Source organism: Vreelandella venusta (genome assembly GCF_015689495.1).
GTDB classification, from domain to species: Bacteria; Pseudomonadota; Gammaproteobacteria; order Pseudomonadales; family Halomonadaceae; genus Vreelandella; species Vreelandella venusta.
In genome coordinates this window covers 3,722,384-3,741,743 of sequence record NZ_CP065135.1, presented here as the reverse complement: position 1 = coordinate 3,741,743, position 19,360 = coordinate 3,722,384, and the positions used below count along the sequence as shown (strand labels likewise).

18 protein-coding genes are annotated in these 19,360 nt (G+C 55.5%); 5 read left to right on the top strand and 13 right to left on the bottom strand.

Annotation, left to right across the window (positions count from 1 at the left end):
* Positions 1 to 5 precede the first annotated feature (5 nt).
* From IR195_RS17430 to IR195_RS17415, 4 genes are read right to left on the bottom strand one after another with little or no spacing between them, the layout of a single operon-like run.
* The gene (locus tag IR195_RS17430) at positions 6 to 1,088 is read right to left on the bottom strand and encodes an MBL fold metallo-hydrolase (RefSeq protein WP_206048165.1); all 1,083 of its coding nucleotides are present in this window, start codon (positions 1,086 to 1,088) and stop codon (positions 6 to 8) included.
* Positions 1,085 to 2,143 carry an ABC transporter ATP-binding protein gene (locus tag IR195_RS17425; protein ID WP_206048164.1) on the bottom strand — a complete coding sequence of 353 codons (1,059 nt, stop codon included), beginning with the start codon at positions 2,141 to 2,143 and terminating at the stop codon, positions 1,085 to 1,087. The genes IR195_RS17430 and IR195_RS17425 overlap by 4 nt, the downstream gene beginning before the upstream one ends.
* The gene (locus IR195_RS17420; protein ID WP_206048163.1) at positions 2,131 to 3,831 is read right to left on the bottom strand and encodes an ABC transporter permease; all 1,701 of its coding nucleotides are present in this window, start codon (positions 3,829 to 3,831) and stop codon (positions 2,131 to 2,133) included. The genes IR195_RS17425 and IR195_RS17420 overlap by 13 nt, the downstream gene beginning before the upstream one ends.
* A gap of 2 nt (positions 3,832 to 3,833) precedes the next feature.
* Positions 3,834 to 4,814, bottom strand: a complete 981-nt coding sequence (locus tag IR195_RS17415) for an ABC transporter substrate-binding protein (RefSeq protein ID WP_125751784.1) — start codon at positions 4,812 to 4,814, stop codon at positions 3,834 to 3,836.
* Between the two features lie 148 nt (positions 4,815 to 4,962).
* Here IR195_RS17415 and IR195_RS17410 point away from each other — a divergent pair, with 148 nt between their 5' ends.
* Positions 4,963 to 5,715 (top strand): DeoR/GlpR family DNA-binding transcription regulator, encoded by a 753-nt coding sequence (locus IR195_RS17410; RefSeq protein WP_125753816.1) that lies wholly within the window; start codon positions 4,963 to 4,965, stop codon positions 5,713 to 5,715.
* Positions 5,716 to 5,722: 7 nt separating this feature from the next.
* On the opposite strand, the gene IR195_RS17405 is transcribed toward IR195_RS17410, so the two are convergent.
* Entirely contained in the window at positions 5,723 to 6,007 is a 285-nt protein-coding gene (locus tag IR195_RS17405) for a YrhK family protein (protein ID WP_125751781.1), read from the bottom strand.
* Between the two features lie 127 nt (positions 6,008 to 6,134).
* On the opposite strand from IR195_RS17405, the gene mtnK reads away from it, so the two are divergent.
* Positions 6,135 to 7,400: an S-methyl-5-thioribose kinase gene (gene mtnK, locus IR195_RS17400; protein ID WP_241006754.1), complete on the top strand. Its 1,266-nt coding sequence runs from the start codon at positions 6,135 to 6,137 to the stop codon at positions 7,398 to 7,400.
* Positions 7,401 to 7,964: 564 nt separating this feature from the next.
* On the opposite strand, the gene IR195_RS17395 is transcribed toward mtnK, so the two are convergent.
* From IR195_RS17395 to mtnB, 3 genes are read right to left on the bottom strand one after another with little or no spacing between them, the layout of a single operon-like run.
* Positions 7,965 to 8,513 (bottom strand): 1,2-dihydroxy-3-keto-5-methylthiopentene dioxygenase, encoded by a 549-nt coding sequence (locus tag IR195_RS17395; protein WP_206048162.1) that lies wholly within the window; start codon positions 8,511 to 8,513, stop codon positions 7,965 to 7,967.
* An 11-nt stretch (positions 8,514 to 8,524) separates the two neighbouring features.
* Positions 8,525 to 9,211 (bottom strand): acireductone synthase, encoded by a 687-nt coding sequence (gene mtnC, locus IR195_RS17390; RefSeq protein WP_146945061.1) that lies wholly within the window; start codon positions 9,209 to 9,211, stop codon positions 8,525 to 8,527.
* Positions 9,208 to 9,798, bottom strand: a complete 591-nt coding sequence (gene mtnB / locus IR195_RS17385; RefSeq protein ID WP_206048161.1) for a methylthioribulose 1-phosphate dehydratase — start codon at positions 9,796 to 9,798, stop codon at positions 9,208 to 9,210. The genes mtnC and mtnB overlap by 4 nt, the downstream gene beginning before the upstream one ends.
* A 111-nt stretch (positions 9,799 to 9,909) precedes the next feature.
* Here mtnB and mtnA point away from each other — a divergent pair, with 111 nt between their 5' ends.
* Entirely contained in the window at positions 9,910 to 10,935 is a 1,026-nt protein-coding gene (mtnA, locus tag IR195_RS17380) for an S-methyl-5-thioribose-1-phosphate isomerase (protein WP_206048160.1), read from the top strand.
* A gap of 5 nt (positions 10,936 to 10,940) precedes the next feature.
* Here mtnA and IR195_RS17375 read toward each other — a convergent pair whose 3' ends face one another.
* The 5 genes from IR195_RS17375 to IR195_RS17355 form a co-directional block, all read right to left on the bottom strand.
* Positions 10,941 to 11,777: a carbohydrate ABC transporter permease gene (locus IR195_RS17375; protein ID WP_206048159.1), complete on the bottom strand. Its 837-nt coding sequence runs from the start codon at positions 11,775 to 11,777 to the stop codon at positions 10,941 to 10,943.
* The gene (locus tag IR195_RS17370) at positions 11,774 to 12,658 is read right to left on the bottom strand and encodes a carbohydrate ABC transporter permease (protein ID WP_206048158.1); all 885 of its coding nucleotides are present in this window, start codon (positions 12,656 to 12,658) and stop codon (positions 11,774 to 11,776) included. The genes IR195_RS17375 and IR195_RS17370 overlap by 4 nt, the downstream gene beginning before the upstream one ends.
* Before the next feature lie 63 nt (positions 12,659 to 12,721).
* The gene (locus tag IR195_RS17365; protein ID WP_206048157.1) at positions 12,722 to 14,002 is read right to left on the bottom strand and encodes an ABC transporter substrate-binding protein; all 1,281 of its coding nucleotides are present in this window, start codon (positions 14,000 to 14,002) and stop codon (positions 12,722 to 12,724) included.
* Between the two features lie 29 nt (positions 14,003 to 14,031).
* On the bottom strand, positions 14,032 to 15,162 hold the full coding sequence (locus IR195_RS17360) for an ABC transporter ATP-binding protein (protein ID WP_206048156.1): 1,131 nt from the start codon (positions 15,160 to 15,162) through the stop codon (positions 14,032 to 14,034).
* A 114-nt stretch (positions 15,163 to 15,276) separates the two neighbouring features.
* Positions 15,277 to 16,689 carry a sigma-54 interaction domain-containing protein gene (locus IR195_RS17355; RefSeq protein ID WP_206048155.1) on the bottom strand — a complete coding sequence of 471 codons (1,413 nt, stop codon included), beginning with the start codon at positions 16,687 to 16,689 and terminating at the stop codon, positions 15,277 to 15,279.
* 200 nt (positions 16,690 to 16,889) lie between these two features.
* Here IR195_RS17355 and speB point away from each other — a divergent pair, with 200 nt between their 5' ends.
* The gene (gene speB, locus IR195_RS17350) at positions 16,890 to 17,840 is read left to right on the top strand and encodes an agmatinase (RefSeq protein ID WP_206048154.1); all 951 of its coding nucleotides are present in this window, start codon (positions 16,890 to 16,892) and stop codon (positions 17,838 to 17,840) included.
* A 137-nt stretch (positions 17,841 to 17,977) separates the two neighbouring features.
* Positions 17,978 to 19,360: a YjiH family protein gene (locus tag IR195_RS17345; protein ID WP_206048153.1), complete on the top strand. Its 1,383-nt coding sequence runs from the start codon at positions 17,978 to 17,980 to the stop codon at positions 19,358 to 19,360.

Here is a 19,360-nt window from a genome sequence, read left to right as displayed (position 1 = left end):
ATTTCCTAAACGGTTAAATAGGCGGTAGGGCGCGTGGCCGTATGCGGTTGAATCTCTAGGGTGTGATGGGTGCGTAGTCGCTGTCCCAGGCGTTGACGCCATTCGCTTAAACAGTTGCCAGTCAGCGGGGTAAATAGCGGTACTACCTGAGTAGCAGCTAGCTGATCGGCAAGCGCTACCAGGTGGGAGGCGCGCAGATGAACATTCCAGCGTTGCCAGCTTATCTCGCCTGCGGCGAGCTGAACTTGGCGTTCGGGTGTTAAGTAACCGGTGTGCAGTAGCTGGTAATTGGGCCATTGGCCTGGCGTATCATTGCGGTCACTAACCAGCCGCAGCGCTGGCTGCGGAGCATTCTGCCGCTCTAGCAGTGCGCTAATCGCACCGTCGAGGCCTGGGCGGCGTAAGTCGCTGGGCAGTGCTAACAGTGCGGCGAGGTTATCGCGAATAATTGGGTCAATGGCGAAAGGCAGTTGACCACGGTCGGCCACTTCCGATAGCCACAGGGCCATTTCCAGGGCGCGCCCCGTTTCAGGTACCGGTAATACTAACGGCTGGTCAAGCTGCAGACGAATAGCCTGCACGCAGTTTTCCTGGGGGTGGTCGTAGGTGCCATAGGAAGCATCCAGTAGCGCCGTGCGTGCAGGTGGCGGTGTATCGAAAGGAAACAAGCGGGATTCAAAGCAGGCGTCGCCGCTGTAGAAAATGCCGCCATCTACGTCCAGGTGCAGCCAAACGCCACCCAGCGAGTGTCCTGCCTGGCCGGTGGTCACCTTGATACCGTCGACCATAAGGCTTCCGCGTGCTGGCAAAGGCTGCCAAGCACGGTGTTTAGGCAATGTGTTGGCGACTAAGGGCGTGCAGTAGAGCGGAATGGTATCGGGCAGTTCAGCAACGCCACCGATATGGTCAATATGGTCGTGGCTAATCAGAATAGCGTCTACGTCCAAGCCATCTGCCCAGGTGATAGGCTCCCCAGGGTGCAGCGCGCCTCCTGCGTCCAGCAGCAGCCGTTTGCCGTTGGTTTCGACCACGATAGCAGCAGGGCCTTTACCCCCCAGCCCGCTTAATAGATGAATACGAGTGCTCATTGGTCAGGCTCCAGACACCAGCCTTCCAATAGCCGCAGCGCGACTTGTTGGCCCTCTTCAAGCGCTTGGTGATGGTAAGCCAGCAAGGCTTCGCCGCTGGGCAGGCGCAGGTGCAACTCGTAGCGTTCACCACGAAATGTTAACCGCTCGACACGCCCAGTGAGGTCATGCTCATTGGGAGCCTGAGCGTCTACGCGAATATGCTCGGGGCGAACTAGGACGGGTTGACGTGCAGTTTGGGCGCGGGGGTTGTGTGCCGCAGCCAGCCCTTGCATTAGGGCGCTTTCTGTTAGCCGCTGCCCTGGTACGCCGTTGGCAATGGCCAACTGGCTACCTTGGCCGATAAAGCTGGCCACCCATTCGCTGCGCGGTTGGCGATAAAGCGTTTCGGGCGTTGCCCACTGCACTAGCTTACCGTCGCGCATGACGGCAATACGGTCCGCCATCGCCATAGCTTCGCTTTGATCGTGAGTGACGTACACCATCGTCGCACGGGTGCGGCGGTGGAAATCCACAAAACTGTGCTCCATGGAGGCGCGCAGGTTACGGTCGAGATTGGCCAGCGGTTCATCCAGCAATACAACCGCAGGGTCGGTCACTAGACAGCGGGCGAGCGCGACCCGTTGGCGCTGGCCACCGCTAAGCTCCTGTGGCGAACGCTGTGCATAGGGTTCCAAGGCTACCTGGGCCAGTGCATGAGCAACTCGGCGTTGATACTCACTGCCCTGGATGCGGCGCAGTTTGAGTGGGTAACCGACGTTGTCGGCCACGCTCATATGCGGCCAGAGCGCGTAGGACTGAAACACCATCGCCATGTTGCGCTGTTCTGGTGGTAAATGGTGATGGCGGCTGGCGAGCAGCGTATCGTTCAGACGTATTTCGCCGCCAGTGACATTTTCGAACCCCGCCAGCATACGCAGCATAGTGGTTTTACCGCAGCCGCTGGGACCCAGCAGTGCCACAAACTCCCCTGGCGCAATCTCTAGCGAGAGATCATTGACCGCGCGATGGTCGCCAAACTGTTTGGTGACCTGTTGAATTGCTAGCCCTGCCATGGCACGACTCCTTTGGGTAAACGAGGGGCGAGCAGGCTGAGCGACAGCATCAGCGTGGCGACCATTAGGACCACCAGTACCGATACCGCCGATGCCAGCACGCTTTCGCCGCCCTCATCAAGGTTAAAAATCAATACGCCCAGGGTTTCGTTGCCGGCGCTCCAAAGCAGTGCCGATACCGTCAGCTCGTTCACCGCCAGCAGGAAGACCAACAGTCCCCCGGCAAATAGCGACGGTGCAATCAGCGGCAGTACGATCGTGGTTAGCCGCCGCCAGGGGCTTGCCCCCGCCAGTTGTGCGGCTTCTTCCAAAGAGGGATCAAGTTGGGCCAAGCTGGCGCTAACGGGTTTGAGGCATACCACTAAGAAACGCGCTAGATAGGCCACGAATATCAGTCCAAGCGTGCCGTAGAGCGCTACATTGATTAGCGGCAGTGGGCGTACGAACAGCAAAATGCAGGCGATCGCCAGCACCACACCAGGCAGTGCGTAGGGCAGTTCAATCGCGCTGAGCGTCATCTGCTGGAGACGGGGCGGGAGTCGCTGCAGGCGATATGCTAGCGGCAGGCTGCACAGCATAAGCACCAGCGCGGCACCGCCTGCTAGCCATAGGCTGTTGCGCACAGCGCGCCAGGTGGCGCCTTGGCGGCCAATCACTTCGTGATAAGCGTTTAACGTCACGCTATCGAAGCTAAGGGGAACGCCCATGGCGGGTACCAATGAACTGACTACTAGTGCTGCCAGTGGCGCGACGAGAATTACCAATAAAACGCCGACAAGTACCGTCGTCACCGCTGGCCGAAAGCGGCCCAGGGTAAAGTCATGAGAGCGACCGCTATGACCGCCTAAGCCAAAGCGGCTGCGATTCATCCAGTATTGCTGCAAGGCAACCCCTGCCAGTGCCAGCACACCAATCAATAACGATAGCGCCGCCATTTCCGCCAGCACGCCAGTACCAAAGCTAGCCATACGCTGGTAAATCAGCGTTGGTAACACGTAGTAGCCCGCTGGAATCCCCAGCATGGCAGGGATGCCGAAGTTGCCCAGGCTAGAAATAAACGCCATCGCCGCCCCGGCAATTAAACCGTGCCGAGTGACTGGCAAAATAATCTGTCCCCAGACTTGGGTCTGGCGCGCGCCGCTGATGCGGGCCGCTTCAATAAGCTCGCGGGGGAGTGAGATCAGTGAGGTGCGCAGCGCTAAAAAGACCAGCGGTGCGCTTTGAATTCCCAGCAACAGCGCAATGCCTTCCGCTGAGTAGAGCGGCTGGGGGCTGCCCAGCGGCGGCGCCATACCAATGCTTTTCAGCAACGGGCTGGCGGGGCCGAACAGCTGGAGCCAGCTCAGCGCCGTCACCTGAGGGGGAATCATCATCGGCAGCATAAAGCAGAAAACGAGCCACGCTTTGCCACGGATGTCGGTCAGGGTGATCACGAAGGCGAATAGGCTACCCAGCGTCAGAGCAATCAACATGCCAAGACCTGAGGTATACACACTGTGCCACAGCGCTCGCCAGGTACTCGCTGCGTTAAGCACCTTCCATAGCGGTGATTCGCTGCCCTGGCCAAGGTCACTAAGTGCCTCAGCCAGTAGCCGCAGGCTAGGCGCTAGGCTTAATAGCACCACCGTGAGTGTGATTAGGCTGAGCAGCCAGCGATGCTGGCTGCCAACGTTAAGCGACGGTGTCATGGTTAGCCGCCAAACAGGTCGCTAAAGCGCTGCTTCAACGTCTCTTCCTGCTCCAATGCTTGCTCAATATTGATCGGCATTAGCTGGATAGCGTCACGGGCGGGAAAACCTTCAGGCGGTGCGACTGTTGGGTGGGCAGGCAAGTAGCCCTGCTGGCTGACGAGTTCTTGGCCTTGTTGGGAAAGCACGAAATCGACAAATTTCTGCGCGGCATCCGGGTTGTTAGCACCCTGCATGATTGCGACAGGCTCGGTGACCGCACTAACGCCCTCGGTGGGGAAGACAAACTCAACCGGTGAACCCTTGGCGGCCTCGCGAATCGGCAGGAAATCTACCACGATGCCGTAGGGCTTCGTGCCTGATGCAACGGCATTGAACACGCCGCCGTTCCCGCCCTGGGCTTCTGCACGATTAGCTTGCAGCGCCTCGTAGTAGCCCATTCCTAGGTCGGGGTTGTCGCTTAGCGCGGCCATATGAATCAGCGCTGCGCCGGAATAGAGCGGGCTTGGCATTGTGACCAGGCCTTCATAGTCAGGCCCCGTCAGGTCTTGCCAACTCTGCGGCTGATGCTCTGCAGCGGTGTTATACACAATCCCTGTGGTGATCAGTTTGGTGCCGTAGAAGTATCCTTCCGGATCGTATAGTGACTCATCATAAGCCTCTCGCTCTGGGCTGAGGTAAGGCTGTAAATGGCCCTCTTGCTTGAGTGAGGTCATGGTCATGCTGTCAGCAATTAATAGTACGTCTGGATTGCTGACACCCGCGGAAAGCTCGGAGCGTAGGCGAGTCATCAGGCGAGTGGTGCCATCGCGTACCCACTCCACCTCAATATCCGGGTAGGCAGCCTGAAAAGCATCCACGGTTTGCTGGGCATCGCTATTCGGTTGGCTGGTATAGAGCACCAATTTGTCATCAGCGAGTAGTGACGACGATAGAGCAAAGCTTGCAAGCGTAACGGCAGTGCACAGTGAGCGCTTCAACATCGTAAAACCTCCAGTAGGTGAACACCGATCACACTACTGTCATCGCCTTACAACATCATGACACTACGCTTTCGTTTGATGGCGGCAGGCTTTCGCCTGCTAAAAAAAGGCTTTCGTTCCTAAGGTGGTCGCCAACGTGAAGAAAATAATGGGCTTAAACGAGCGCCGCCGTGCCGTATTGGCACAGGTGCGCCAGCAAGGTCGTCAGCCCCTGGAATCGCTAGCTGACCAGTTTGATGTGTCGATACAAACGCTGCGTGGGGATGTTCGTGTCTTGGCTGAGCAAGGGCTGGTATTGCGCCGCCATGGGGAAGTCTTACCATTTCCCGATCAGGAGAATATTGGCTACGATCAGCGCCAAATCGTTAATCAAGCGGGTAAGCGCCAGATTGCCCGCCAGGCCGCTTCGCTGGTTCAGCATCACCAATCACTATTTTTAGGTACGGGCACTACGGTAGAGCAACTGGCTGATGCCTTACGCGATAAGCAAGGTCTGCAGATTATGACCAATAACCTGCACGCACTGATCAAATTGTGCACCATGGAGTGCGAGCTGGTGGTTGCGGGTGGGCGGGTACGGCGCCGTGACCAAGATGTGATTGGTGGCGATGCTTGGCGCTTCTTTCAACGCTACCGGGTAGATGTTGGCATTGTCTCAGTGGGTGGCATGGACAGTCATGGCCATTTATATGATTACAATGATGACGAAGTCATGGCCCGCGAAGCACTGCTATCCCATGCTGCATATCGCATTCTGGTGCTGGATAAAACCAAATTCGACCTGCCGCTGCGCTGTGCCGCTGGTCAGCTTGCTGACTATCATGCGGTGATTACTGATAGCCCGCTACCGGATAGGCTGCGCAGCCCTTTGGCTGCCCAAGGGGTGAGGTTTTTATGTTAAGTCCGTTTTAAGCATCGTGGTCGGTATCGGGCAGTTGCTTGAAGTAGATATAACGATGTAGGCGGATTGTTGGACGAATCAGCAGCTGTATACTGCCAATCAAAAAGAGCCAAACGCCGACAGTTTGTATCGCGCCGTCATAGAAAAAACAGATACTGCCGATAACAAACCAAATACCAATCATAAAGTCGTTCATTATGCTTAGTACTTCATAACGACGGTGAACAATCAGCTCGCGGTGACCCATAGTGAATGTCCAATCGTTTGTTGATGGATCTTGCTGACGTTGCATCGTGCTCTCCTTATCGTCGGTTGCTGGGCTAATCGTGTTATGACGGTTTCGCTGCGCTTTCGTATGAAGGTGTTTGACAACCATTCCCCAGTGTGACAAATAAAAACGCATTTTCGCGAGGAATAACATGGTGGCACACGAACAGACCTATCAAGCGTTAGCGGTAGATACTCTGGCCCAACGGTTGGGGAGTGTTGAGGCAGTGGCAAGCCGAGTGGGCGCTAACCCTGAGCAGTGGCAGATCCGCGAAGTAGGGGATGGCAACCTAAACCTAGTGTTTATTGTGTCGGGAAGTGCGGGAAGCGTGGTGGTAAAACAAGCGCTACCCTATGTTCGTATGGTCGGTGAGAGCTGGCCGCTGCCACTTTATCGCGCCCACTTTGAATATTACGCCCTAGTGCGCCAAGCCCAGCGTGCGCCGGGCATCGCCCCTGAGGTGTTCTATTTCGACAAGCCCCAAGCGCTGATTGTCATGGAGTACCTTCACCCGCATACGATTCTGCGTCGCAAGCTGATCAACGGTGAGCGGGTTAACCTGCTTGGCGAAACCATCGGTCAATTCTGCGCGCGCATGGCGTTTCGTGGCTCGGAGCTCTCCTTAAGCAGCCCTGAGAAGAAAGCTGACGTTGGGCTTTTTTCAGGCAACGTGGCGATTCCTGCGATTACCGAATCTCTGGTATTTACCGATCCCTATTATGGCGCTGAAATGAATCGCCATACGCCGGAGCTGTCGCCGGTAGTGGATGAACTGCGCCGCAATACACGCTTAAAAGCTAAGGTACAGCGGCTGTTGATGAAGTTCACCGCGAACACGGAAACCATGTTGCACGGTGATTTGCACTCTGGGTCAATTATGGCCACCGAGTCGGATGTGCGGGTGATTGATCCCGAGTTTTCCCAGTATGGGCCAATGGCCTTTGATCTAGGCATGGCCGTTGCCAACTTCCTGATGGCCTATTTCAGCCAGCCCGCCCACCGCCAAGCCGATGAGCTTGCTGCCTATCAAGCGTGGATTCTTGACGTGATTGAAGCGTGCTTTACCCGCTTTGATGCCGAGTTCCGCCACCTGTGGCAAACCGAACGCACCGGTATTCTGTTCCCCCGGGCGCTGTTTGAGGCGCAGGGAAACAGTGCCGATGACGCCTGCGATGCGCTGCTTGAAGAGATTCGCCTGGATGCACTAGCTTATTGCGGCATTGAAATGCACCGTCGCGTTTTATCGCTGGCCCATAACGCTGACTTTGAAGAGATCGAAGACACCGCACTACGCGCTAAGCTTGAAGCACGCAATGTGCTGATGGGCCAAGCGTTAATTATGCAGCCGGAGGCTTACTGTGATCTTGCCGCGCTGGCGGAGCTTGCCAAGACGTATAACCAGCAAGAGATGTTATAAACGCTTACCCCTCTCGATATAATCGACTTCTTGATAATGGCGCTGTGGCTGATCCGGCCTCGGTGCCAACCTCGGCAACGCTGGCGCGTTGCTTCGCGGGTGCGCTGACGCTTACGCCGCGCTACATAATGAGCCCAACTCAACTATTGTTAAGCCCAGTAGCGCGGTGTAACGAATCTCGCGAGGGACGAGCGTATGAGGCACCCGCGACGGCGGCGCCAGCCGCCTGGGTAATGCCTCCGCGCCTGATCCGGCCTCAGTACCACCTTCGGCACCGCTAGCGCGCTGCTTCCGCGGGTGCGCTGACGCTTACGCCGCGCTACATAATGAGCCCAACTCAACTATTGTTAAGCCCCGTAGCGCGGTGTAACGAATCTCGCGAGAGACGAGCGTATGAGGCACCCGCGACGGCGGCGCCAGCCGCCTGGATAATGCCTCCGAGCCTGATCCAGCCTCGGTACCACCTTCGGCACCGCTAGCGCGCTGCTTCCGCGGGTGCGCTGACGTTTACGCCGCGCTACAACTGCCTCCCACTATTACAACTTACGATTCACCATTCACTAATCAAAGCTGATCCAAGCGATCAAACTTCCCGGCGATATCGCTCTCTGTCCAGTGGGGCACCCAGCCTTCAACGTTATCGAAGAAGCGCAGTGCAGTGAATTCTGGCGCTGGGCCCATATCGAACCAGTGAGGTGTATTCGCAGGTACGCTGATCAGGTCATTGCGAGTACACAGTACCTGATAGACCTTATCTTCAATATGCAGGCAGAAAAGCCCCTGGCCTTTAACGAAGAAGCGCACTTCGTCTTCGTGATGGCGGTGCTCGTTTAAGAACTTCTGGCGCATGGCGTCTTTGTCTGGGTGCGTGGGCACCATGTGCAGCACATCGACGGTTTGATAGCCGCCGATGGCCTTTACCCGGTCGATATCGTCTTGGTAGAGCGCCAAAATATCTTCCTGGGTGGCATCGTCGGCAATCTCGCCCGGCGTTGCCCAGCGCTCAAACAACACCCCCACCTTGTTCAGTTCCGCAGTTATCTGTTCGCCGTCAGTGATGTCCAGTAGGGCATTATTAGGGTTCTGATCAGCAAATACTTTTAGTTGTGACATTCTAGGCTCTCCTAAAGCGTTATTTCATCAAAGCGGGTAACGCAAGCATGGGTGTTGCCTGCCTGGGTGCCTTCGCGAACTAACTGTAGGGTTTGCATGCCCGCCTGCTTGGCGGCGTCCAGCTCTTCGACCACGTCCGACAAGAACAGCACCGCTTCCGGCGGCAGGTCAAGCTCAGCGATAATTCGCTGATAGGCTGTGGCTTCGCGTTTATGGCCAATATGGGTGTCGAAGTAGCCGCTAAACAGGGGGGTTAAGTCGCCTTCATCGCTGTAGCCAAACAGCAGCTTTTGCGCCTGCACGGAACCTGACGAATACACGTACAGTGCTTTGCCTGCCTGCTGCCACTGGCGCAGCACCGGGGCGACGTCGCTATACAAATGGCCTTTAAAATCGCCACGCTGATAGCCATCGGCCCACACCATGCCTTGCAGTGCTTTCAGCGGCGTGACTTTTTGATCAGTCTCGATCCAATGTAGCAACTGCGCAATGACTGCTTCCAGCGTGGCATCAGCGTCGCCCATTTCGCGGCGTACGGCGCTAATTTGCTCGGCAACCTCTGGAGAGTCAGCATTTGCCCGCAAAAAATCGGGCAGCTTGGCTTGAGCGTAGGGAAACAGCACCTTATGGACGAAGTTAATATCCGTGGTGGTGCCTTCGATATCGGTGACAACGGCGCGAACAGCAGGGTTACTCATTTAGACCACCGGCTCTCTTCAAGTACACAGGACAGTAAAAATTCAATGGCTTCTAAGTGTCGACGACAACTGGCGATGCTATCGCCCACGGCATAAATACCGTGCCCCGTCACCAAAAAGCCCCAGGGCATCGGCCAGCCGCTGCGTACATGCTCCGCTAGCTCGTCCATATCTTGGGAATTTGGTACCACAGGTAAAAGAACCGAGGCATCATGAGTCCCGTTGCCCTGCAGGGCTTTTTGCATCTCGAAGCCACTTAGCTCAATGCCGTTTGGAAAGCGCCGTGACAGCACAGTGCTGGCTAGGGTATGGGTATGCAGCACGCAGTTGATGGTCGGGTCTAACCGGTAAAGCGCAGCGTGAAGATCACTTTCTGCGCTAGGTTTACCATCACCGGATAGCACCTTGCCATCCAGGTTGCAGAGCAAGAGGTCATCGGCCTGAATGCGGGTTTTATCCCGGCCAGAAGCGGTGACAAGATAGCCCGCCTCGGTACGGGCGGAAAAGTTACCGCCGGTAGCGGGTGTCCAGCCTTGCTGCGCCGCCCATGAAATGGCGGCCAGCAGTTCAGTTTGTAGCGTCATCATAGGATCTGCGTCGCCTCATCTAGTAGCAGCCATTCTATATGATAAGCTTCGCGGCTGATAAGCCGCGCCGTTGTTCTGCTAGTCAAGTTCAAGTGCTCAAGGAGTCCAGCAATGCCACATCTACAGTCACGCAGTTTACGGGTCTACGCCGACCACCTTGAGTATTTGGATCAAACCCAACTGCCTCAGAAGGAGCAGTGGGTGCGCTGTGACTCGCCAGAAGAGTGGCAGCGTGCGGTGAAAAATCTAGCGATTCGCGGCGCGCCGTTGATTGGTTTGAGTGCGGCCTTTGTATTGGCGCAGACTGCCGCGCGTCATCCGCAAGGTGACTGGCAGTTGGTGAGTGATCGCTTACGTGCTACACGACCCACCGCAGTGAACCTGATGTATTGCCTGGATGCTATGGAAGCCTGCTTTGAGCAAGGGGCTGCCGCCCTGGCTGAGCGCGCCGCTGAATTGTTTGCAGAAGACCGCGCACTTTGCCAGCGCATGGCCGAGCGGGGAGCTGACCTTTTGCAATCAGGCGACCGCATATTAACCCACTGCAATACCGGGGCGCTGGCCACCGCAGGCGTTGGCACCGCTATCGGCGCACTCGCAGTTGCCAAGCAGCGCGGTGTAACGCTGCATGTGTATGTGGATGAAACCCGCCCGCTGCTGCAAGGTGGCCGTTTAACCGCTTGGGAAATGGCCGACTTAGGTATTCCCTATCAATTGATTGCTGACAGCATGGCCGCGAGCTTAATGGCCGCAGGGAAAGTCGATAAGGTCATGGTCGGTGCCGACCGCATTTGCGCCAACGGTGACTTCGCCAACAAAGTGGGTACTTACATGCTGGCGGTGATTGCTCACTATCATCAGGTGCCGTTCTATGTAGTGGCCCCTTACACCACGGTAGATCCCGCCTGCGTCACTGGCGCCGATATTCCTATTGAACAGCGTGATGCGGCAGAAATTCGTGGTGTTTCAGGTGCTTTCGGCGATGCAGTCTGGGCTCCCGAGAATGCTCCCGTGTGGAACCCCGCCTTTGATGTAACTCCCGCCAAGCTGGTCACTGCCTGGGTGCTAGACACTGGCACCTTTGATGCCGCCGCGATAGCGCGTGGCGATCACTGCCAGGGGCATGCAGAAAGATAGCGGTCTTAGCGAATTCCTGCCCGTAAAAACGACTGGACAAACTGACGCTGAAAGAGCAGGAAAGCGACTAGCAGCGGGGCGATGCTTAACAGCGTCGCCGCGCTAACGGTCGCCCAGTTAACGCCGGTTTCGGGCGCGGAAAACACCCCTAATCCTACCGTTAGCGGGCGGCTCTCTACTGAGTTGGTCACCACTAATGGCCAGATAAAGTTATTCCAGTGGTGGCTGATCGATACCAGGCCATAAGCCAAATAGGTGGGCTTAGCCAGTGGGACGTACACCTTCCACAAAATTTCCAGCCAGTTGCAGCCTTCGATGCGGGCGGCGTCTTCCAGCTCCCTTGGAATGGTTTTAAAGGTTTGGCGGAGCAGAAAAATACCCAGGGCGCTGGCCACGTAAGGTAAGCCAATCCCGGTGATGGTGTTGATCAGTCCCAGCTCACTGGCGATGCGGTAGTTCTCGACAATCAATACTTCTGGAAACACAAAGAGTTGAATCAGCACCAGCATAAACAGAACGTTCTTGCCGGGAATCGGAAAGCGCGCAAAGGCAAACGCCGCCAGGGTGCAGACCACAAATTGACCGATCACTACTCCTGTCACCAGCGCAAAGGTGTTCAGGTAGTAGCGGGCAAAGGGCGCTTGAGACCAAGCGTTAGCGAAGTTCTCCAACGTCAGCGGAGCGAAGAGCGCAAAGTTGACCATAAACTCGCTGGGGTGGAAGGCCGCCCAAAAAGCATACAGCAGCGGAAAAATCCAAATAATCGCCAGTAGCCAAGCGGCCACGGTTTCCAGCGCTGGAATTGAGAAGAATCGGGAGCGGGGCGCAGTGGTCGTATTCATTGATAGTGCGTCCTGCGATCTAAAATTGTGAACTTAAGCGTCGCCACTACCGCGAGCACCAGCAGAATCACCACCGTAATGGTGGCTGCCGTGGTGCGGTCAAAGAACGAGAACGCATTCTCGTAAACGTAGTAGAGCAGCAGGTTGGTGGCGTTGTTGGGCCCACCCTTGGTCAAGATAAATAGGTGATCCACGACCCGCACCGAGTTAATCAGCGCATTGATGAGCACAAACAGCGTAGTGGGCATCAATAGTGGAAATGTCACCCGCCAGAAAAAGCTCCAACGGCTAGTGCCTTCTAAATCAGCTGCTTCTTTTAATTCGGGGGGCATACTCTGGAGCGCCGCCAAGTAGAAGATCATAAAAAAGCCGGCTTCCTTCCACACCGACATCACGATCACCGAGCTTAACGCAATGCTTGGATCACCCAGCCAGTTCACGCCGGATAAGCCCAGCATACCGAGCAGTTTATTGAATAGGCCGATCTGCGGCGCGTAGAAAAACATCCAGATATTGGCCGCGGCGATCATGGGAAGAATCGTCGGCGTAAAGTAGGCCATGCGCACAAAGCCCCGCCCGCGAAGCTTGCCATTGACGAATAGCGCCATACCCAAGGCCAGCGCGATAGACGTAGGAATCGTACCGACGGCGTAGATTAAGTTGTTACGCGCTACTTTCCAAAACGTCGGGTCATCGAACAACACCTGATAATTTTCAAGGCCGACGAATTCAGTGGGTGCACCGCGAAAGCCGGGTAAAAACAGACTGTTAATAAGCGTCGTTATGGTCGGTAAATAAGCAAACGTCGTCAGCAGTACTGCAGCGGGCAGTAGCAGAAGCGCACCGTAGAGCTGCATTTTGCGGTGGTTGGTGAATGACATAGGGACGTACCGCACGTTGGAAAAGCCGGGGCGCGCCCCGGCGAACAGTAAAACGGCTAACGATTAGCGGGCGTAGCGGCGTAACACGCTATCGGCCTCTTGCTGCGCTTGGCTAAGCGCTTCTTGCGCTGTCATTTGGCCGGTCAGCGCTGCTTGCACGGCGTTATCCAGTGCGCGGCGAATGCGGCCACCCTGATAAGTGGAAAGCTCTGCCGTGCCGTGTTCAAGCTGGTTGCGGGCGACCGCGGCAGGTGGGAACTCTTCCACATAGCCTTGTAGCGCGTCGGTTTCGTAGGCAGCGGGGCTAACGCCCATATAACCAGTCTCAATCGACCAAGCGGCAGCACGCTCGGGAGCGGTCATCCAGCGAATAAACGTCATCGCTGCGCGCTGCTCTTCTTCAGTCGTATCTTCAAAAATGTAGAAGTTACCGCCGCCGGTGGGGCTGCCACGCTGGGTTTTCATCGGCAGCATGGCGACGCCAAAATCAAAATTGGCTTCGCTACGTACGGCGGTCAGGTTGCCCGTGGTGTGCCACATCATTGCCGTGGACTGTTCAAGGAAGTTCTGGCGCAGGGTGCCCCACTCAATGGTGCCGTCAGGCATGGCATTGTGCTCGGTGGCTAGCGATACCCAGTACTCCAGCGCTTCAACCGCTGCGGGGTCATCGAAGTAGACCTCGGTGCCATCTTCGCTCATTAGCCGGTGGCCGTTCTGAAAGGCAAAGGCCTGGAACATCCAGTAGGGGTAGCCGGTCGACGGTACCATCACGCCCCACTGCTCGCCATTGGAGGCTTCGCGCACGGTGGCGGCCATCTCGGCCATCTCTTGCCAGTTTCCTGGGGGTGTTTCGGGGTCTAGGCCAGCGGCTTCAAAGGCGTCTTTGTTCCAGAACAGGACGATGGTGGAGCGCTGGAAGGGGATGCCGTAGGTTTTGCCATCCAACTGGCCATTTTCCATCAGCCCTGGGTAGAAGCTATTGAGCCATTCGCGCTCTTCAGCGGTTTCGACTAGATCATCAAAAGCGACGATGGCGTTCTGCTCAATCAGCTCGTAAAGATCAATGGAGAACATGACCGATAGCTGCGGCGTTTCGCCCGCTTCCATTGCCGACATAGCGCGCACGCGGGTGTCGTCGTAGTTACCGGCGTAAATCGCTTCCACATTGATATCGGGGTACTCGCTTTCAAACTCTGCCACCAGCGTATCAACGACGTCGGTGAGTGCACCGCCCACTGCGACCGGGTAGTACATGGTCAGATCGACGCTATCCGCGTTTACCTGGGCGGCGCTTAACAAGCCCGCTGCCAGGGCGGTCATTGCAAAAGGGGTACGCAAACGCATAAGAGACTCCGCAAGTGTCAATACTGCTGTCAGTGTTGGAAAGAGCCCACCGCCGGTGGGCGAGGAACGCTTCGATATGAGCTGGGTAAGGGGAGCGGCGTCAGGTCATCCCGCCGCAGACCTTCGGCATCGAAAAGGTGTGTATTCTCTGGCGTCCAGTAGAGGCTGCATGGCTGACCTGCCAGCGCCTGCTTGCCGCTAAGCCGCACGCGTAGGGTGTGCGACCCCACTGCCACATAAGCAATGGTATCCGCTCCCAGGTACTCTTCACTTAATACGTTAGCGGGTACGCCGGAACCGGGTGCGATACGCAGTTCGATATCTTCCGGGCGGATGCCCAAATGTCCGCCAGCGGCATCCAGGGGGGCTACGGGAGTACTTGGTTCACCTTCGATAACAGCGCCATTTTTACCGGCCACTAGGGGCAGCAGGTTCATGGCAGGGCTGCCAATGAAACTGGCGGCAAAAGCGCTAGCAGGGCGGTTATAAAGCTCGTCCGGGGTGCCGTCCTGGACGATTTTGCCGTGCTGCATCAGAATTACGCGATCTCCCATGCTCATCGCTTCCACTTGGTCGTGGGTGACGTAAATCACCGTCATAGTCAGGCGACTGTGTAGTGCTTTGATTTCCCTACGCATGTCGCTGCGCAGCCGAGCGTCCAGATTGGATAGCGGTTCATCCATCAGGCAGATCGGGTGTTCGGAGATAATTGAACGCGCCAAAGCAACCCGCTGGCGTTGGCCGCCGGAAAGTTGCGCAGGTTTGCGGTCTAGGTAATCGGTTAAATCAACCAGTTCGGCGACCTTAGCCAGTCGCTGGCGCTGCTCATCTTTGGGTACCTTGCGGCTGCGCAGGCCAAAAACGATGTTGTCGGCAACGCTCAAATGCGGAAACAGCGCGTAGGACTGAAACACCATGCTCAGCCCACGGTCGCCGGGCGGCAGGCGGGTAACGTCGCGCTCGCCGATATAAATACGCCCGTCGCTGGCCTCTTCCAGGCCCGCGATCATGCGCAGCGTGGTGGATTTACCACAGCCTGAAGGGCCGAGCAGAATGACAAATTGCCCAGGCGTGACGTCGAAGGAAATGTCATCGACGGCAGTGGCCGCGTCCCAACGTTTAGTGACGCGTTCCAAGCGAATACGCGATTGGTTTGACATAGCACACACATCACCGGCTGCTGGTTGTTATTGGTTCAGCTTGTGTTGAAGGTGTTGCCGTTGCATGACACTTACATGGATGGTTGATGACAGCCGTTGTGTCAAGCAGAAAATTCACTTGGTGACTTTGATGCCATAACGCTGCAGCCTGCGCACCACGCTGGATTGACTAATCCCCAGCCGTTCAGCGATGGCGTACGTGCTGGGAAGCGTTTTGCTCAACGCTTCCAGTGTTTCGCGCTCTAGTCTGGCTAGGTACTGCTTTAGGGTTTCTTCGGGGGCTAAGGCGGCTCTTGGCGAAGAGGTTGGCGTTTGCGGCAGATTAGCAGGGGGCTGCTGCGTAGGAAGGCTAGGTGCTTCAATTTGATCCGTTGGGCTGGAGAGCCAAGCTCTTTCCAACCAGTTTTCAAGCTCGCGGACGTTACCTGGCCAGTCGCTTCCCATTAACGTTGACCACACTGGGTTGTCCAGGATTTTTTGCCGCCCATAGCGTTGGTTAAGGCGTTTCAAACAGGCTTCCACGAGGTCAGGAATATCTTCTCGGCGGTCGCGTAAAGGAGGAAGCGTGACCGGTATGACGTTGAGACGGTAGTAAAGGTCCAGGCGAAATAGGCCTGCTTCTACTTGTTTAGCTAGATTCTGATTCGTGGCGACAACTAAGCGAAAGTCCACTTTGCGCGGTCGTGTATCGCCTAACCGGGTAAGGCTGCCGTCCTGGATGACTTTTAATAGTTTGGTTTGCATTAATAAGGGGAGCTCACCGATTTCATCGAGAAACAGCGTGCCTCCTTCCGCTTGCTCTAATAAACCTGCTTTTCCTTGGCGAGCCGCGCCGCTGAACGCGCCGGGCTGATAGCCAAACATCTCAGACTCAAATAAGTTTTCGGGAATGGCCGCACAGTTAACCTCAATAAAGGGATGGTTATGGCGTTGGCTCCAACGGTGCAACTGTTTGGCAAACGCGGTCTTCCCCACGCCCGACTCTCCCAGCATCAACACATTAGCGTCCGAGGGAGCGACCCGTTTGAGAAGCAAGGCGACTTCACGCATAACGTGACTTCTCACTTGTAAGTTATCCAGCGCGTCGTCCAGCGCTTGTTCCTCGGCACCGTGGGCTGCTTGGCTACGTTTTAAGTGCTCACTAAAGCGTTTCTGGAGTAGTGCATATTCGTCTTGTAGGAGCTGCAAATCGGTTAAGTCTCTGGAGCGGCTGATAACACGCTCTAATTTTCCATTCACAAAGACGGGGTAGGCCTGAGCTATCACACGGCGCCCGGTACCGGTTACCTGCATCAGTTGGGCCGGCTGGTGGGTGCGCATTACTTCCAAGGTGATGGATGGCTTCAAAATGCCTGCTTGCTGCAGCTGGTAAACGCTACTACCTAGCAACTCTTCCCGGGGCGCGCCATAAACAGCCTCAGCGCCGGGGCTGATATCAAGCACTTGACCCTCCCCACTGACGATAAAGAAATGATCGTTGGCGGTTTCGACAATGGTTTTTAGCACGCACTTATCTATTTCACTCACAGCGATTGTCTCTTGAGTAACCTGCAATTCATTTTTGCATCAATGATGCATGAATGACTTAAGTGTACGTGATTTTGATTCATTACTGCATCGGTAATGGCTGGGAACCCTATTGTTAGGGCGTTCAGAGACTTGGCATGTTCTGTGCAATGTATGTGGTTATTCAGCGCTACAACATGAACAACGCCAAGGAGATCTGTATGTCTGATTTTAACCAGCCGCTTGGGGGCAATAGTATGCCGCGCTTTGGTGGGCCAGCTACTATGATGCGTTTACCCGCTCAGGAAAGTGCTGCTGGCTTAGATGCGGCTTTTATCGGTATTCCAATGGATATTGGTACGTCTAACCGCCCGGGTACGCGTCTTGGCCCACGTCAGATTCGTGATGAATCTCGCATGCTTCGACCCTATAACATGGCGACCCGCGCCGCCCCGTTTGAAAGTTTACAAGTGGCCGATATCGGTGACGTGCCCATCAATACGTTTCACCTGCCCAAAAGTGTCGACATCATCACGGCCTTTTATGATGACGTGCTAAAACACAACTGCATTCCGCTAACACTGGGTGGCGAACATACTCTGACACTGCCCATTTTGCGTGCCATTGCCAAAAAGCATGGACCAGTGGGGCTGATCCATATTGATGCCCATGCCGATGTGAACGAGCACATGTTCGGTGAGCCGATTGCCCATGGCACGCCGTTTCGCCGCGCCCAGGAAGAAGGCTTGTTAGCCCACGGCAAAGTGGTGCAAATCGGTCTTCGTGGTACCGGTTATGCCGCTGAAGATTTTGATTGGTGCCGCAGCCAGGGTTTCCGTGTTGTTCCCGCTGAAGAGTGCTGGCATCGCTCGCTGGCCCCCTTGATGAAAGAAGTGCGCGAGCAGATGGGCGATGTGCCTGTCTATATCAGCTTCGATATCGATGGCCTGGACCCTTCCGTTGCCCCAGGAACGGGAACGGTAGAGATGGGCGGGCTGACCTCAGCCCAGGGGCTGGAAATTGTCCGCGGTGCGGCAGGCTTGAACATCGTCGGCTGTGATCTAGTGGAAGTGTCGCCTCCTTATGATCCCAGCGGTAATACCGCATTGATGGGCGCCACACTGCTGTACGAAATGCTCTGTGTGCTGCCGGGCGTGAAACACAGTGATTAAGCTGTCCTGAAATAGCTAATAAATAAAAAAGCGCTTACCTGACAAAGCGCTAATGGTCAGAGAAATGGCAGGCTGCTTATTGCCTGCCAGGACGCCACCAGCCCACCTCCAATAATCACTTCCAACAGGTGAACCGTATGTCTTTCTCTCAAGTAAAATTGGATGACGCCGAGCCGTCGACTCCAATCCATCGTGCTCATTTGCTGAAATTTTTGATCCCATCTTTAATTGGCATCCTATTGTTTTTGGTGCCTTTTCAAGTGGGAGGTACGATTAACATTGGCATGGGGCTGATGGCCGATGGGTTGCAGTCGTTGCTTGGCTCTGCGCTACCTGTCATTGCCATGCTAGTCCTATGTTTGTCTGTGGTGATAACGCTTTACGTTAAAGTGGCAAAGCCCAACTGGGCGCAACGTGGTCACTTTCAAGAGATGTTTGACGTCGACACTATTTGGGTAGTGATGCGCATCTTAGGTGCCATTTTTGTCGTCATGACCTTTTTCCAAGTCGGCCCCGAATTTGTGACAGCATCGTATACTGGCGGCGTAATGCTCAATGATTTAGCGCCGGTGCTACTGACGTTCTTCTTCTTTGCGGCGATTCTGCTACCGTTTCTAGTCGAATTTGGCTTTATGGAATTTATCGGCACCATGGTGCGCAAGCCGTTTCGGAAGATTTTTAATCTCCCAGGACGCAGCGCTATCGATGCAACGGCCTCTTGGATGGGGTCAGGCACCGTGGGTGTATTGATCACTGCCCAACAGTATGAGCAGGGGTATTACAATGCTCGCGAGGCATCGGTCATTGCAACGAACTTTTCAGTGGCTTCCATCGCGTTTAGTTTACTGGTGACGAACTTTGTTGATATCAATCATCTCTTCGTACAGTTCTACTTTACGGTAGTCATGTCAGGGTTGATTGCTGCCATCATCGTGGCACGGATTCCCCCTCTATCGCTCAAATCTAACGACTACTACGAGCCTGTTGGCTGCCAGTTACGCGAGAAACGCACCGAAAATGTAGGGCTGTTTCGTTACAGCTTGCTCCAGGCAACTCGCCGGGCAGCGGATGCGCCAGGGCCAAAAGAGCTGGTGCGTTTAGCACTCCTCAACGTGATTGATATCTTTTTGACACTGCTGCCTTTGGTATTTGCCATCGGCACTGTCGCGCTGATTTTAGCCGAGTTTACGCCGCTGTTTACCTGGCTCTCTTACCCCATGGTGCCAGTGCTTGAGTTGCTGCGTATCCCTGAAGCACAAGCGGCTGCGCCAGCGACGCTGGTCGGGTTTGCCGATATGTTCTTACCAGCGGTGCTGGCGACGAATATTGAAAGCGAGCTGACCCGCTTTGTGATCGCTTGCTTGTCCATGACACAGCTGGTGTATATGTCGGAAATTGGTGCGCTACTACTTAAATCAAAAATCCCTATCAAGCTCTGGGAGTTAGCCGCCGTTTTCTTACTGCGCACGGCCATTACGCTGCCCATCATCGCCTTTATGGCCCATACATTTTTCTTCTGA